The organism is Bacillus sp. FSL W8-0848, from assembly GCF_038007805.1.
Lineage (GTDB): Bacteria > Bacillota > Bacilli > Bacillales > Bacillaceae > Bacillus > Bacillus glycinifermentans.
Genome location: NZ_JBBOYB010000001.1, coordinates 3,556,926 through 3,571,274 on the forward strand (window position 1 = coordinate 3,556,926; position 14,349 = coordinate 3,571,274).

Annotated in this window: 17 protein-coding genes; all 17 read right to left on the bottom strand. The window is 47.1% G+C overall.

Annotated features, from left to right (window positions below):
* Positions 1-5 precede the first annotated feature (5 nt).
* Entirely contained in the window at positions 6-860 is an 855-nt protein-coding gene (atpG, locus tag NSQ39_RS18780; RefSeq protein WP_046130314.1) for an ATP synthase F1 subunit gamma, read from the bottom strand.
* 88 nt (positions 861-948) lie between these two features.
* Positions 949-2,457: a F0F1 ATP synthase subunit alpha gene (gene atpA / locus NSQ39_RS18785; protein WP_046130313.1), complete on the bottom strand. Its 1,509-nt coding sequence runs from the start codon at positions 2,455-2,457 to the stop codon at positions 949-951.
* Between the two features lie 7 nt (positions 2,458-2,464).
* Positions 2,465-3,019: a F0F1 ATP synthase subunit delta gene (locus NSQ39_RS18790; protein WP_046130312.1), complete on the bottom strand. Its 555-nt coding sequence runs from the start codon at positions 3,017-3,019 to the stop codon at positions 2,465-2,467.
* Positions 3,016-3,534, bottom strand: coding sequence for a F0F1 ATP synthase subunit B (gene atpF / locus NSQ39_RS18795; RefSeq protein ID WP_046130311.1), 519 nt, complete (start codon positions 3,532-3,534; stop codon positions 3,016-3,018). The genes NSQ39_RS18790 and atpF overlap by 4 nt, the downstream gene beginning before the upstream one ends.
* A 162-nt stretch (positions 3,535-3,696) precedes the next feature.
* Positions 3,697-3,909: a F0F1 ATP synthase subunit C gene (atpE, locus tag NSQ39_RS18800; RefSeq protein ID WP_020453260.1), complete on the bottom strand. Its 213-nt coding sequence runs from the start codon at positions 3,907-3,909 to the stop codon at positions 3,697-3,699.
* Positions 3,910-3,957: 48 nt separating this feature from the next.
* The gene (gene atpB / locus NSQ39_RS18805; protein ID WP_046130310.1) at positions 3,958-4,692 is read right to left on the bottom strand and encodes a F0F1 ATP synthase subunit A; all 735 of its coding nucleotides are present in this window, start codon (positions 4,690-4,692) and stop codon (positions 3,958-3,960) included.
* A 7-nt stretch (positions 4,693-4,699) separates the two neighbouring features.
* Positions 4,700-5,083 carry an ATP synthase subunit I gene (locus tag NSQ39_RS18810; RefSeq protein WP_175076688.1) on the bottom strand — a complete coding sequence of 128 codons (384 nt, stop codon included), beginning with the start codon at positions 5,081-5,083 and terminating at the stop codon, positions 4,700-4,702.
* Positions 5,084-5,481: 398 nt separating this feature from the next.
* The gene (gene upp / locus NSQ39_RS18815; RefSeq protein WP_046130308.1) at positions 5,482-6,111 is read right to left on the bottom strand and encodes a uracil phosphoribosyltransferase; all 630 of its coding nucleotides are present in this window, start codon (positions 6,109-6,111) and stop codon (positions 5,482-5,484) included.
* Positions 6,112-6,260: 149 nt separating this feature from the next.
* The gene (gene glyA, locus NSQ39_RS18820; protein WP_046130307.1) at positions 6,261-7,508 is read right to left on the bottom strand and encodes a serine hydroxymethyltransferase; all 1,248 of its coding nucleotides are present in this window, start codon (positions 7,506-7,508) and stop codon (positions 6,261-6,263) included.
* 233 nt (positions 7,509-7,741) lie between these two features.
* The gene (locus NSQ39_RS18825) at positions 7,742-8,284 is read right to left on the bottom strand and encodes a TIGR01440 family protein (RefSeq protein WP_175076687.1); all 543 of its coding nucleotides are present in this window, start codon (positions 8,282-8,284) and stop codon (positions 7,742-7,744) included.
* A gap of 15 nt (positions 8,285-8,299) precedes the next feature.
* Positions 8,300-8,749 (bottom strand): ribose 5-phosphate isomerase B, encoded by a 450-nt coding sequence (gene rpiB, locus NSQ39_RS18830; protein ID WP_046130305.1) that lies wholly within the window; start codon positions 8,747-8,749, stop codon positions 8,300-8,302.
* A gap of 166 nt (positions 8,750-8,915) precedes the next feature.
* Positions 8,916-9,368, bottom strand: a complete 453-nt coding sequence (locus tag NSQ39_RS18835) for a low molecular weight protein arginine phosphatase (protein WP_046130304.1) — start codon at positions 9,366-9,368, stop codon at positions 8,916-8,918.
* Between the two features lie 142 nt (positions 9,369-9,510).
* Positions 9,511-10,071 (bottom strand): manganese efflux pump MntP, encoded by a 561-nt coding sequence (locus NSQ39_RS18840; RefSeq protein WP_046130303.1) that lies wholly within the window; start codon positions 10,069-10,071, stop codon positions 9,511-9,513.
* Between the two features lie 70 nt (positions 10,072-10,141).
* Positions 10,142-11,185: an L-threonylcarbamoyladenylate synthase gene (locus NSQ39_RS18845; protein WP_175076686.1), complete on the bottom strand. Its 1,044-nt coding sequence runs from the start codon at positions 11,183-11,185 to the stop codon at positions 10,142-10,144.
* Between the two features lie 158 nt (positions 11,186-11,343).
* Positions 11,344-11,787 (bottom strand): GNAT family N-acetyltransferase, encoded by a 444-nt coding sequence (locus NSQ39_RS18850; protein ID WP_046130301.1) that lies wholly within the window; start codon positions 11,785-11,787, stop codon positions 11,344-11,346.
* Positions 11,788-12,124: 337 nt separating this feature from the next.
* Positions 12,125-12,784 (bottom strand): stage II sporulation protein R, encoded by a 660-nt coding sequence (gene spoIIR / locus NSQ39_RS18855; RefSeq protein WP_046130355.1) that lies wholly within the window; start codon positions 12,782-12,784, stop codon positions 12,125-12,127.
* A 120-nt stretch (positions 12,785-12,904) separates the two neighbouring features.
* Positions 12,905-14,089 carry an MFS transporter gene (locus NSQ39_RS18860; protein ID WP_175076685.1) on the bottom strand — a complete coding sequence of 395 codons (1,185 nt, stop codon included), beginning with the start codon at positions 14,087-14,089 and terminating at the stop codon, positions 12,905-12,907.
* Positions 14,090-14,349 lie beyond the last annotated feature (260 nt).

Below are 14,349 nucleotides of genomic sequence, written 5' to 3' on the forward strand. Positions count from 1 at the left end.
TTTTTCTATTCTAAGGCAGCTGCACCGCCGACAATTTCCGTAATTTCCTGCGTAATCGATGCCTGACGGGCACGGTTGTATGACAGTTCAAGGTCGGCGATAATCTCTTTTGCATTGTCTGTCGCATTTCTCATCGCCGTCATTCTCGCAGCATGTTCGCTCGCTTTGCTGTCAAGAAGCGCGCCAAAAATCAAGCTTTCCGCATACTGGGGAAGGAGCACTTCCAGAATCTCTTCTTCATCCGGTTCAAACTCAAATGACGTCTTTTTCTTGTTAGGCGCAATATCTGTCAAAGGCAGCAGCTTTTTCTCCGTTACCTCCTGGGAAATCGCGCTGACAAAATGGTTGTAGAACAAATACAGTTCATCAAAGGTTTCGTCAATAAACATTTGCACCGTGCTGTTCGCCAAATCTTTGATTTCTGAAAACGTCACTTCGTCCCTGATCCCTGTCATTTCAGAAATGACAGGAATTCCGCGCTTTTTAAAGAAATCACGGCCCATTCTTCCGACAGCGATGACCGCATACTCATCTTTGGATTGATGGCGTTCCTGAATCCTTTGATACGCCTTGCGGAGCACGTTTGCGTTAAACGCCCCCGCCAAGCCGCGGTCAGCTGTGATGACAAGGTATCCGGTCCGCTTCACCGGGCGGCTTGACATCATCGGGTGCCTGCCTGTGTATCCGATCGCTATATCGGCAACGACTTCCTGCATTTTTTCCATATAAGGAACAAACGATTTCGCTTTGTTTTCAGCCCTGTTCAGCTTTGAAGCAGAAACCATTTCCTGGGCTTTCGTAATTTGACTCATTTTTTTATTTGAAGCAATCCTGGATTTAATATCCCGTAATGAGGCCAAAAGGTTTCACCACCTTTTTGTTTTCAAATTCCTTCGCATTGACGTGAAAAAGAGAGAAAAAGATAGCCTTTTTCTCACTCTTTTTTGTTTAGTTGCTTGGCGCGAACGTGCGTTTAAAGCCTTCGATTGCACCCTTCATGTCCTCATCGGCAGGAAGGTTTCCTGTCTGCGCGATTGAATCGAGCAGATCTTTATGATTTTGGTCAAGATACATAAAGAGCTCTTCTTCAAAGCGTCTGATATCCTCAACAGGCACATCGTCAAGGAAGCCTCTTGTCAGAGCATAAAGAATCGCAACCTGCTTTTCAACGCGAAGCGGTTTGTGCAGATCCTGTTTAAGTACTTCAACCGTACGGGCTCCGCGATTCAGCTTCGCCTGTGTCGCTTTATCCAAATCTGAGCCGAATTGTGCGAATGCTTCAAGCTCACGGTATGATGCCAAATCAAGACGCAGCGTACCGGCAACTTTCTTCATCGCTTTGATTTGCGCGGATCCGCCGACACGGGATACAGACAATCCCGGGTTGACCGCAGGACGCACGCCAGAGAAGAACAAATCAGACTGCAGGAAGATTTGTCCGTCAGTGATTGAAATGACGTTTGTCGGAATGTACGCCGAAATGTCGCCTGCTTGCGTTTCAACGAACGGAAGTGCCGTCAAAGATCCTCCGCCTTTGGCGTCGCTCAGTTTTGCAGCGCGCTCAAGCAAACGGGAGTGAAGATAGAATACATCTCCAGGGAATGCTTCACGGCCAGGAGGACGGCGAAGAAGCAAGGACAGTTCACGATATGCGGTAGCCTGTTTTGAAAGGTCGTCATATACAACCAGCACGTGCTTGCCGTTGTACATGAATTCCTCTCCCATCGCAACCCCTGCGTACGGCGCAAGGTACAGTAAAGGAGCAGGCTGTGAAGCGGAAGCCGTCACAACGATCGTATAGTCAAGGGCGCCGTGTTTGCGAAGCGTTTCGACAACGCCGCGGACTGTTGATTCTTTCTGACCGATCGCGACATAGATACAAATCATATCCTGGTCTTTCTGATTCAGAATTGTGTCGATCGCAATCGACGTTTTACCCGTTTGACGGTCACCGATAATCAGCTCACGCTGGCCGCGGCCGATCGGAATTAAAGCATCGATTGATTTGATTCCCGTTTGAAGCGGCTCGTGTACGGATTTACGATCCATAACCCCCGGAGCCGGACTTTCAATCGGACGGGTTTTGCTCGTTAACACCGGACCGAGTCCGTCGACAGGCTGGCCTAGAGGATTGACGACGCGTCCAAGCAGCTCTTCGCCGACAGGGACTTCCATAATCCGGCCCGTTCTTTTCACTTCATCGCCTTCGCGGATGTCTTTGAAAGGTCCTAAAATAACGATACCTACGTTGGATTCTTCAAGGTTTTGGGCAAGGCCTAAAACTCCGTTTGAAAATTCAACAAGCTCACCTGACATACAGTTGTCAAGGCCGTGTACGCGTGCGATACCGTCACCAACCTGAATAACCGTACCTACGTCGTGAACTTCTATTTCAGACTGATAGTTTTCAATTTGCTGTTTTATGAGAGTGCTAATTTCTTCAGCTTTGATGCTCACTTAGGTTTCACCCCTTCTTTCGATTTTCACCTGCTAATTGGCGCTCTATGCGGGCAAGCTTTCCGCTTACGCTGCCGTCATAGATGCGGTTTCCAATGCGGATTTTCACTCCGCCTATCAGATCCGGGTCCACTTCGTTTTTCACGCGTAATGAAGCGGCTCCGGCTTTTTTTGCAAACACTTGGGAAAAAGAAAAAATTTCTTCTTCGCTGAGCGGTTTGACAGAATACACGACCGCGTCTTCTGTCTGGCGATGCCTGTTGGCCATTTTGACATATTCGTCGGCAAGATCCGGCACGATCGAAATGCGGCTTCTGTCAATCAAAAGGTACAGCGTGTTCAAGACTGCAGTCGAGGCAGACCCGAACGAATCTTTTAAGATTTGCTTTTTCTTTTCTGACGGCACTTTTGGATGGCTCAGCACGGCGATCAGTTTTTTATGCTCTGAAAACAGTTGTTTAACAACGGTCAGCTCTTCTTCTATTTCGTTCACAAGCTTGGACTCAAGCGCGATATCAAAAAGAGCGGCTGCATAGCGTTTTGAGACAGCTGATTGGCTCATCGGCTTTCTCCTACTTCTTTAAGATAATCCTGGATTAATTTTTCCTGAGCTTGTTCGTCCAGCTCTTTTTCGATTACTTTCGAAGCGATCATGACGGAAAGTGAAGCCACTTGTTCGCGCAGTGCGCTGACAGCCTGATCTCTTTCCTTGACGATCTCGCTTCTTGCGGATTCTTTCATGCGCTCCGCTTCCTGGCGCGCAGCCTTAATGATTTCTTCTTTTTGCTGCTCTCCCAGTTTTTTCGCATTTTCAATGAGCGAATGGGATTCTTCGCGTGCTTCCTTCAAAAGCGCCTGCTGCTCTTCAATGAGTTTTTTCGCTTCTTCATGCTTTTTCTCGGCAGACGTAATTTCGCCTGTGATGTAGTCTTCGCGTTCTTTCATTATATTTAACAGCGGTCCTAAAGCGTATTTCTTCAAGAGCGCTAATAAAATCAACATGGCAACAAGCTGGAACAGCATCGTTCCGGCGTTAAACCCAACTCCTGCTCCCATAACCTGTGGTATAAAAGACATCGAATACGGCAACTCCCTTCTTGCAGATTATCTCTCAAGACCGTTTGAAAAACCCCCCTCTATCAAAAGAGGGCTTCCTGCGGGCCGGACAGTTCAAGCAACCATAAAGCAATGGCGAAGGCCATAAGTGATCTTCGCCATTTACTAAAGATATCTAGGCTTTTAGCCGAAGAATGCTAGGAAGGCAATTACAACGGCGATAATCGGAAGGGCCTCAACCAATGCAACCCCGATGAACATAAGCGTTCTTAACTCTTTACCAGCTTCAGGCTGGCGAGCGATGCCTTCTACCGTACGTGATACGATCAAACCGTTACCAATACCTGCACCAAGTGCACCTAATCCAATTGCGATTGCAGCTGCTATTAAATTCATGAAAAAGTTCCTCCTTTAATTGTTATCCTTATCGGATATGTCTTATTATTAATGTTCATGACTAACTTTGTGAGACATGTAAACCATTGTCAGCATCGTGAAAATGAATGCCTGGATTGTACCTACGAACAAGCTGAACGCCTGCCAAACGATCATCGGCACAACCGCGCCAACCGTTCCGACCAGTCCCAGGAAAATGTTTTGGGAATAGAAGTTAGTCGCCAGTCCCGCCAATAGGCCGAGCAAAATTTCGCCGGCAAAAATGTTACCGTAAAGACGCAATCCCAATGTTAATGTGTTCGCGAATTCTTCTATGATTTTCAGCGGAACCAAGTACGGAATCGGTCTGACGAAATCCAAAGCGTATTCCTTCAACCCTTTTCTCTTCACCCCGTAATAATGGGTCAGCGACACAACCATTACGGCAAGAGTTAATGTAACCGCAGGATCTGCTGTCGGCGATTTCCACCATAATTCATGGCCGACTGTAATGGAAAACGGCAGGCCGAGCATATTTGCAACAAATATGTACATTAAAAGCGTCACGCCGAGGGCGAGAAAGTCTCTGCCGATTTTAAGATCCATTGTACTGCCGATAATATTGCGCACAAAATCGACAATCCACTCCATGAAGTTCTGTGCTTTCCCGGGGCGGATCGCAAGTGTTCTTGTGGTCAGCACCGCTATCAGAAAGACGATGATGCTTGTTACGGTGATCATGAGAACGCTTGTTAAATCAAAGGTAAGGCCTAGAAACTCAACTGTTCTGGATTCGTGATTCAAAGGGTTTTCACCTCTCTTCCATTGATGAACGTTTTAGCTGGATAAAGGAATCTATCATAATGACAGGGTAAATTGTCATCAACCCCACAATGACGCCTGCCAAATGAATATACTCAGGAAATTTGAAAGCAATGGCCGCCGCTATGATGGCATTGCACAGTCTGGAGGCGGTCCCGATAGAGCGGATCATTTTGCCCTTCGCCACTGCTTTGTCAAAGGCCTGCATCCTCTTGGTCAGCAGCCAGAGATTGAAATTGCCGAAAACAGCGCCGGTAATCAGGCCTAAAAAAACCGCCTGATATGGCAAAAATCCATAGCCTAACACGCAGACTGCTAAAATATATAACATATATTTCTGTTGCCTACGGAATGAAAGACTTGCATCGGTCATTAAATACGCTCCTGATGAAAAATTTTAATATATCTATCTATGATTACGGTAAACTAGGCGGTTGACCATTCGACAGAACAAAGCGTTCTGTTCAAGACTTCACACACCCTGAAATTGGTCGGGTGAAATTCAGTCTGTCGCCTGCCAATATGGGGTTTTCAAAGGATTTTAACAGAGGACTGGTCATTATGATAACCGCTATGAAAACCTTATCATAATAGCCTATTTTAGCATACAATAGCCCCCCTAAGGTGTCAATCTGTTTAAAGTTAAAAAACTTTTCATAATCAGGAAGCTTCTCACAAAATGTTCACAATTCCGCCTTATTTACCGCATACATGTTTAATTATGGAATAAAACACAAAAAAAGAAAACCCTTTTTCAGGATTTTCTTGTCTTTATTTCGTTCCGAACATCCGGTCTCCGGCATCGCCCAAGCCGGGAACGATATATCCTTTTTCATTTAATTTTTCATCGAGTGCAGCGATGTAAATATCGACGTCCGGATGGTGCTTCTGAACTTCATCAACGCCTTCCGGTGCTGCGATCAGGCACATAAAACGGATGTTTTTCGCACCGCGTTTCTTCAGGCTGTTCAGCGCTTCGACGGCCGAGCCACCGGTTGCAAGCATCGGATCAACAACGATGAATTCGCGTTCTTCGACATCAGACGGAAGCTTGACATAGTATTCAACAGGCTTTAGCGTTTCTGGATCTCGGTAAAGCCCCACATGACCGACCTTTGCCGCCGGGATCAGCTTCAAAATGCCGTCCACCATTCCAAGCCCTGCTCTGAGAATCGGAACAACGCCGAGTTTTTTACCGGCGATCACGTTTGATTTAGCTTTTTGAACAGGTGTTTCAACATCGACTTCTTGAAGAGGAAGATCGCGCGTTATTTCAAACGCCATCAGCGTTGCAACCTCGTCCACAAGCTCCCTGAACTCTTTCGTTCCGGTCTTTACATCGCGGATGTATGTAAGCTTATGCTGTATAAGCGGGTGGTCAAATACGTATACCTTTCCCATTTCCGTTTTCAGCTCCTTTTTGTTGTTTCCGAAAAAACGGTCATTTTTTCACACTTCTATTGATTCTACAAAAAAAAACAGCAGGTTTCAACTAAAATCGGCGCAAACACGGCAAAAAGCCGCCCATTTAAGGGGCGGCGGGATTCATCTTAGTAGTCCAATCCTGTATATAAAGGAAATTTGTCTGTCAGGGCTTTTACGCGGTTTTCCGCTTCTTCAAGCTTCGCCTTGTCATCATGGTTTTTCAGCGCGAGCGCGATAATCGCTCCCACTTCTTCGATCGCTTCAAGGTCAAAGCCGCGGCTTGTAACCGCTGCTGTACCGACGCGAATTCCGCTTGTGACAAAAGGCTTTTCCGGATCATACGGAATCGCGTTTTTGTTCACTGTTATTCCGACTTCATCAAGTACATTTTCGGCGATTTTGCCCGTAATGCCGAGAGAACGAAGGTCAACAAGCACAAGGTGGTTGTCGGTTCCGCCTGAAACAAGCTGAATGCCCTCTTTCGTCAATGTCTCCGCCAAGCGCTTGGCGTTGTTGATGACGTTTTGCGCATACGTTTTGAACTCGTCTTTCAAGGCTTCGCCAAAGGAAACAGCTTTCGCGGCGATCACGTGCATTAACGGTCCGCCTTGAATTCCAGGGAAGATCGCTTTATCAATCTGCTTTGCAAACTCTTCGCGGCATAAGATCATACCTCCGCGCGGGCCGCGCAGTGTTTTATGAGTCGTCGTCGTCACAAAATCGGCATAAGGAACAGGATTCGGGTGAAGACCCGCAGCAACGAGCCCAGCGATATGCGCCATGTCAACCATCACGTACGCTCCGATTTCATCGGCGATTTCGCGGAACTTTTTGAAGTCGATTGTGCGCGGATATGCACTCGCTCCGGCCACGATCAGCTTAGGCTTATGTTTGAGCGCTTTTTCACGGACATCTTCGTAATCAATGTATTGGGTTTCTTTATCAACGCCATACTCTACAAAGTTGTATTGAACACCGCTGAAGTTAACGGGGCTTCCGTGCGTCAAATGTCCGCCGTGGGCAAGGTTCATTCCGAGCACCGTATCGCCGTGCTCCAAAATGGTGAAATATACGGCCATGTTTGCTTGTGCTCCTGAATGAGGCTGAACGTTGACATGCTCGGCGCCGAAAATTTGCTTCGCGCGGTCGCGGGCGATGTCTTCCGCAACGTCTACATGTTCGCAGCCGCCGTAGTAACGCTTTCCGGGATACCCTTCTGCATATTTATTTGTTAAGACGGAGCCTTGCGCTTCCATGACCGCTTCGCTTACGAAGTTTTCTGAAGCAATCAGCTCAATCTTCGACTGTTGACGTTTCCGCTCATCCTGGATGGCGCGAAATACTTGTTCATCTTGCGCAGCTAAATGTTTCATCAGCGAGATCCTCTCCTATCTGTTTCCATTTCGTTAATTATACCATCTCATTGTACACGGTTTTTCATGCAAATGTAAGAGATTATTTTTAAAATTCGTTTTTTATTGTTCCGAAAACCGAATATTTAAAGATCACAAGAATAGTATAGTTCGACATATCGCTTGCAAAAACATTATTTCAAAAAAGAAAAAAGCCGGATGATCGGTACATTTTTTGCATCCGGCAGCTTGCGTCATTCGGTTTCATAAACGGCCCGGGCTCCGCCAATCAGCTTGGGCCTTGTCCGCGCAAGCGTCACATGCGCCTCGCCGAGCGTCTTTTCGGAGACGCGGACGGGAACTGCGACAGGTTTTAAATGCATTCCGATGAACGTGTCGCCTATATCGATTCCCGCGTCGGCTTTTATCTCTTCAACAAGCACCGGCGCTTTCATTTTTCTGAACGCGTACGCGGCCATCGATCCCCCGGCCTTGGGAACAGGAACGGCAAAAACGGTCGGCAGGCGGAGGGCTCGGGCTGTTTCTTCTTCAACGACCAGCGCTCTGTTTAAATGTTCGCAGCATTGGAATGCAAGAACGGCGCCCGTTTTTTGCCGAAGCGCCTCAAGACCGCTGTAGATCGCAGCAGCTATCTCTTCGCTTCCTGACGTTCCGATGTGCTTGCCGGCCACCTCGCTTGTGCTGCATCCGATCACAACGACCTGGCCGGCTCGCAAGACCGCTTCTTTATGAAATTCTTCCAGAATAGAAGTCCACGTCTGTTCGAGATTTTTCATAAACGATGACACCCTTTATATATGCTTGTCTTCATATTCGGCGATTTTTCCGATGCGGACCGCATGACGACCCGCCGTAAATTCAGTCGTCAGCCAGACTTTTGCGATTTCCCTCGCCAATCCCGGGCCGATCACCCTTTCACCCATTGCCAGAACATTTGTGTCATTATGCTCTCTTGTCATTTTGGCGCTGAATACGTCATGAACAAGCGCGCAGCGGATGCCTTTGACTTTATTGGCCGAAATGCTCATCCCGATGCCCGTGCCGCAAATCAAAATCCCCCTGTCCGCTTCTCCGTTCGCCACTTTTTGGGCGACCGGAAACGCATAATCCGGGTAATCCACAGATCCTGAACCGCATTCACAGCCCAAATCTTCATATTCGATGTTCAGCTCTTCCATCAATGATACGATTTCTTTTCTAATATTGATCCCGCCGTGATCTGATGCAATGATTACTTTCATGGGATGATTCCTCCTCATTTTATGTGTCGCAAAGGATGCGAAAGACCGTTAAACAAGGCGGCCGCCGGGCGCTGAATGTTTGACACGTCTTTAATATGCGATGTTTGATTATGTCTTATTTTACTCTCTGCGGTCCGTTTTGCAACCGGGCCCGGCTCCGCTTCTTTCACCTTGCGTGTCCGGAAAGCTTATCAGCAAGCTGATGCAGCAAATGCTCAAGCTCATCCCTTGTTTTTTGATAATCGCTGAGGGATCCGCCGAACGGATCGGTGATGTCTCCGGTTTTCCCTTTGACATACTCTTTTAATGTAAAGATTTTGCCTTGATGGTTCGGATATTCCTGCTCCGCTAAATGCTTATGCTGCTCTGTCATCGTCAGAACGAGATCGGCCCATTCGACCTTTTCTTTGGAAAGCGGAGCTGACGAATGATTGAGCGCGATATTTTTTTCAAACAGAGCTTCGACCGCGTACAATGAAGCCTTGCCGTTTTCAGGAGCAAACAATCCGGCCGATTTGACGGAGACGTCCAGCTTTTTCCGGGAAGCCGCAGATTTAAAAAGCGCTTCAGCCATCGGGCTTCGGCACGTGTTTCCAGTACAGACAAATAGTATGTTCAATTTCGTTCACTCCTTTCCCTTATTATAATGGATTTAACCGAAAAATAATAAATTCCGCTTCAGAAATCAAAAAGAGGGGTTTCCCCCTCTTTGCCGACTTTATTATGTTATGGAAAAGCGAATGCATTCTTTCGCCTATTTTTTAAATGGGCAGCAAAAGCTTTAATCCAAAACTGAGCAAAATGGCACCGCCGAGCGCTTCGCTGTACGAGCCAAGCCACGCTTGAACTTGCTTTCCGAGCAAAAGCCCCGCCCATGTTAACACCATGCTGAACAAACCGAATAAACAGATCGTTAAAATCGGCCTTGTTCCGTAAAGGCCCAGACTGAGGCCGACTGAAAAGCTGTCAAGGCTGACGCCGACGGCAAAAATAAAGAGGCCGAAGCCGGAAGGAGAAACGATCCGCTCCTCTTTGTTACTGAAAGACGCGGCAATCATTTGAATGCCGAGCACCAAAAGGAGAGCCCCGCCGATATACCCTGCGAGCGCACCGAGCGCGCCTGACAGGAACTGCCCTGCCAGCATTCCGCCAAGCGGCATGATCAGATGGAACAATCCGATAATAACGCCGATGTGAAAGATTTGGCTTCTTCTCAGCCTGGCCATTCCCATTCCAAGTCCCACCGAAAAAGCATCCATGCCGAGTGCAAAGGCCATGATACTCAGCGTCAAAATTTCACCTATCAACACGTCAACATTCATGAGATTCCCCCTTGGACACGCCAGCTCTTCTAGCTTATGCACGTCCAATAAGGGATAGAACAATCCCGAGCTACGCTTCGATCACACGGTGTCCGGCCGCTTTCATCAGCCTGTTCATTACCGCACGGCCCACGCCTTCCTCAGGAAAAGACTCGGCAAAAATAAAGTCGAGCCCGCATTCGTCAAAGCTGCGAAGAGCGTCATACAACCCGGAAGCAACCGTTTCAAGGCGGTCTCTCCTTCCGCAGACGCGGACGGCATCCGCCTGATATGCGCTTGCCCGCTCTTCTGTGGTGAGAACGCCGACTTTCATTCCGTCTTTTCGGTATTGCTCAATCAGCCTCTGTATGTCTTCAGGGCTTCCCTTTACGATCGCAAGCGGCGCTTCCGGCGCGTAATGGGTGTATTTCATTCCGGGCGCCAGCGGCGCTTTCTTTTCATCCGTGATTCCCTGATCGATCAAGACGGGACCGACTGCTGTTTCGAGCTGCTCTTTTGTGACGCCGCCGGGCCTTAAAATAACCGGCATGCCCCGGGTGAAGGAAACAACCGTTGACTCCACGCCCACCCCGGTAGGCCCGCCGTCGACGATCCCGGCGATCCGGCCGTTCAAGTCGTGAACGACATGCTCTGCTTTCGTCGGACTCGGTTTGCCGGATACATTTGCGCTCGGAGCCGCGACAGGAACGCCTGCTCTCTTTATCAGTTCGAGCGCAACCAGATGATCGGGCATTCTGACGGCCACCGTAGCAAGCCCGGCCGTCACCCTTGTGGATAACGCTCCTTCCCTGCACGGCAGAACGATCGTCAGCGGCCCCGGCCAAAACAGTTCCATAAGCGTTTTGGCCTTCTCTGAATCAACCTCGGCAAATTCGTTCAACTGGCTGATATCGGCGATGTGGACAATGAGGGGATTGTCGCTCGGCCGTCCTTTTGCTTCGTATATTTTGGCAACGGCGTCTGTATTCTTTGCGTTTGCACCAAGGCCGTAAACCGTTTCCGTCGGAAAGGCAACCGTTTCATTATCGCGAAGCAGCATTGCCGCTTGTGTAATTTGTGGATAGTTTGTGGACAAATCACCTTTTGCATCCACAGTCCATACTTTTGTATTCATTCATATCAGATCTCCCTTAACAAACACTAAAAAACCTTAATTAGTCATATAAATCATGTTGAAAAGTATAAAAGATGCACGCAAAGAAAACAAGCGTTGTCCACAAATTGTGGATAACGCTATTGAAACCGTGGATATCTCTGTGTATAAATCAGCTGTTATGCTGACGTTTTTACCATTAAAACAGCTCCGTTTACCTTCAGAGATTCTGAGACATGTTCGGAATGATATAGTTCATTCGGCACGTTTTCCGCTTGTTTAAAGCCCAGCACCTCTAAGAAATCCATGGACGTCCGCTTGTTTGCGATTAAATACAATGTATGAATCTCCCTCTTGTCACACAGTGCCTGCATGCTTTGAAACAGAGAGACGATATGGGCCTGACTGATCTGATCAGAAACGACAAGCGAGCGCAAAAGCCCTTTTTTCTTTTGAAATTCTTCCATCCCGAGGCAGGCGACGATTTTCTTCTGGGGATCTTCCATCATGATGAACTGGCCATGATTTGCTTCAATTCCTTTATGGCTTGTCCCCGCCTCTTTTAAGAAGGATTCAATCGCATCCATGTCTTTTGCATCCGCTAACCTCAATTGGTAGAACATCTTTTCACCCCGTTTTTTAGCTTCTCTATTCAATCTATGAGGGCGACAGTAAAATATACCTTTTGATTTGGAAGAAAACCGACTATTCATTTTTCAATCTTGATTAGCAGGAACTCGCGCTTTAATAAGTATACAATCTAAACATTTGCACTATTGATAAGACATTTTCTCTTCTGCCGCGCAATAAAGGCGCATCCGAAAGGAGCAATAGACACATTTCCTCCCCGCACCGTTTTGGAAAATTATATCATATCGTAAGAGCTCGAATAACCAGCAACAAAAATAATAGAATTCAAACAGTAAAAAAACCGCCCTGCTCGAAAGCAGGGCAGTCTCTTCAAGAGAACAGCCCGGTAATCCACTCGACAAGAAAGAATTTAACTTCTTTGTCGTCTTCTTTTTCTTTGCCTAACGCCATTGTATCCGCTGCGGCTTCTTTCTCTTCATGCCGTTCCCCGGCAGCGGTTTGTTCGTCTTCAGGCGACTTCACGGCTTCCCCATTCGAAAAGTCAAGAAAGCACAGCGGCGGAAACAGGACGCACCACCAGTTTGCTCCCTCTCCTTTTCCGAGCGTGATTAAAACCGCTTCATATTCTCCGGCCGGATACACCATATTGCCGTAAAGCTTTGTCGGAAATGAAACTCGATCAAAACGGACAGACACGGATTGCCGGACATTTTCGCGTTTCATGATGTTCTTGGCAACCTCTTTGATTTCGGGCAGCTTTGACCTGATAAGTTTTCTCGCTTCCTCAACCGAGGTCAGGTTTTCCACCCATTTCGTAATTTGTTTATTGACCTCATCCCTGATTTTGCGTTTGATGCTTTGGTCGCTGCCGCTGTCGCTGTTTGCCAAAATCCGAAGCCTAATCGCTTCATCAGGAATCACGGCAGGCTTTCCGCCTGATGATTGGGCCGTCTCTTCCGCCGTCAGATTTGCAAGCGCTCCTATTAATAATAGAAAAATATACATACAGGCAATGTTTGATTTCTTCATTTTCCCCACCGTTCCTCTCCGTTCTTCAACCTTTTCTAGCAACATTATGGTCAAAGATGGAACGTTTTAAACGGATGCTGAAAAAAATCCTACTAAGCTTGCAATCTCTCCCTAAAAGGTCTACATATCCAAATGGCTCTGCTTGTTTTTTTGCAGACCTGATAAAAAAATCACCGCGCTGATCACCAGCAGCAAGCCCCCCAATCCGACGAACAATAGAAACGGAAAGACAGCGGCTGCGCTGACATCAAGCGCCCACCCGATCAAGAAAGAAAGAAGTGCTCCGCCTAAGCTTGCGGATGAAATGAAGAAACTGGTTATTTCTTCTGTAAAAGGCCTTCCAGCCAACGAGGCCAGAGTGACAGCGCACGGAAAAATACCGGCTGCTGACAGCCCGATGAAAAATACAAGGAGCAGCTGTGTTTTGTGAACCGGAAAGTACGCCAAGATCAAAAGCAAAGCGGTCAAAGCTGCGGCGCTGAAGATCAGAAAGGAAACAGATGTTAAGCGACCGCCCAAAATACTTGTTAGCAAACGTCCGCACACTATTCCGGTCCAAAAAAGCGAAACGCTGATCACGCTGATGTCCCCGGCTCCTATTTCAAGCATCAGCGCCGGCAGAAAGTTTGCGAAATTGGTCTCAATACCCGCATAAACAAAAGCGAAAATGAGAAAGAGGAGAATGTTTTTTTCCTTTCTTCCGATTTCAAATATGGCTGAGGCAGTCGGTTCTACTTGATCAGCCGTTTGACCGGATGTAGTGTCGGGGGTTTTTTTGCGCAAATAAACCGCCCACATGCACGTAAGCGCAAAAACGAAGATAAATAGAGCGTACAAGGGGAAATGCCAAGTATATCGTTCCGTAAGGATATAAATTAGAAATGGAAAAAGCAAAGCGCCTAATCCGAAAAAAACCTCCAAAATATTCATCCCTTTCGCATTTTTATACTGCGTAATTACATATGCTCCCACCGTTGTTTCTAAAGTGCCCGCGCCAAAGCCCAGCAAAAACCCCATGATGATGAAAAAGATGAACATATCAAAAAGGAAGACGCCTAAAAGCGTAATGAGAATGAGAAGAAGACCAAACGTCAATACAACAGCATGAGAGGTGCGTCTGACAAATATCGGCGCAAGCAGAACGCCGTTTAAAAAACCGGTGAATTGAAAAAAGATCAGGAAGGATAGATCGTGAAGACCCCGTTGATATTCTTGAATGATATACGGCGACAGGCTCCCCAGCAGGATATGGATAATCCCTACAAGAAAATAAAACGAACAGCCGAATAGAAATATTTTTTTCATTTGATTCACTCCTTCGTTGCAGACATAAAACCCTTGCGGCCATTGGTACGGCCGGCAAGGGTTTTTCATAAATGCTTAGTTTGCTTGTTTTGAAAGGGACAACTGCTGACCTTTATTGAAAAATTCATTTAAATAGAACTCCCGTTTTGTATCCATCTTCAAAAGTGGCAAGAGAGTTGAAATTGCTTCATCCATTGGATCAGCTGAACTCTGAAGGAATCGGCCCATCCGTAAAATTCATTTTCAGTGTCTGTCAGCCA

What these genes read in the sequence shown, in the direction of transcription:
- NSQ39_RS18790 (WP_046130312.1), bottom strand. Translation starts at nt 3,019, where the DNA reads ATGAGCCAATCAGCTGTCTCAAAACGCTATGCAGCCGCTCTTTTTGAT.
- atpF (WP_046130311.1), bottom strand. Translation starts at nt 3,534, where the DNA reads ATGTCTTTTATACCACAGGTTATGGGAGCAGGAGTTGGGTTTAACGCC.
- atpE (WP_020453260.1), bottom strand. Translation starts at nt 3,909, where the DNA reads ATGAATTTAATAGCAGCTGCAATCGCAATTGGATTAGGTGCACTTGGT.
- NSQ39_RS18810 (WP_175076688.1), bottom strand. Translation starts at nt 5,083, where the DNA reads ATGACCGATGCAAGTCTTTCATTCCGTAGGCAACAGAAATATATGTTA.
- upp (WP_046130308.1), bottom strand. Translation starts at nt 6,111, where the DNA reads ATGGGAAAGGTATACGTATTTGACCACCCGCTTATACAGCATAAGCTT.
- glyA (WP_046130307.1), bottom strand. Translation starts at nt 7,508, where the DNA reads ATGAAACATTTAGCTGCGCAAGATGAACAAGTATTTCGCGCCATCCAG.
- NSQ39_RS18825 (WP_175076687.1), bottom strand. Translation starts at nt 8,284, where the DNA reads ATGAAAAATCTCGAACAGACGTGGACTTCTATTCTGGAAGAATTTCAT.
- rpiB (WP_046130305.1), bottom strand. Translation starts at nt 8,749, where the DNA reads ATGAAAGTAATCATTGCATCAGATCACGGCGGGATCAATATTAGAAAA.
- NSQ39_RS18840 (WP_046130303.1), bottom strand. Translation starts at nt 10,071, where the DNA reads ATGAATGTTGACGTGTTGATAGGTGAAATTTTGACGCTGAGTATCATG.
- NSQ39_RS18845 (WP_175076686.1), bottom strand. Translation starts at nt 11,185, where the DNA reads ATGAATACAAAAGTATGGACTGTGGATGCAAAAGGTGATTTGTCCACA.
- NSQ39_RS18850 (WP_046130301.1), bottom strand. Translation starts at nt 11,787, where the DNA reads ATGTTCTACCAATTGAGGTTAGCGGATGCAAAAGACATGGATGCGATT.
- spoIIR (WP_046130355.1), bottom strand. Translation starts at nt 12,784, where the DNA reads ATGAAGAAATCAAACATTGCCTGTATGTATATTTTTCTATTATTAATA.
- NSQ39_RS18860 (WP_175076685.1), bottom strand. Translation starts at nt 14,089, where the DNA reads ATGAAAAAAATATTTCTATTCGGCTGTTCGTTTTATTTTCTTGTAGGG.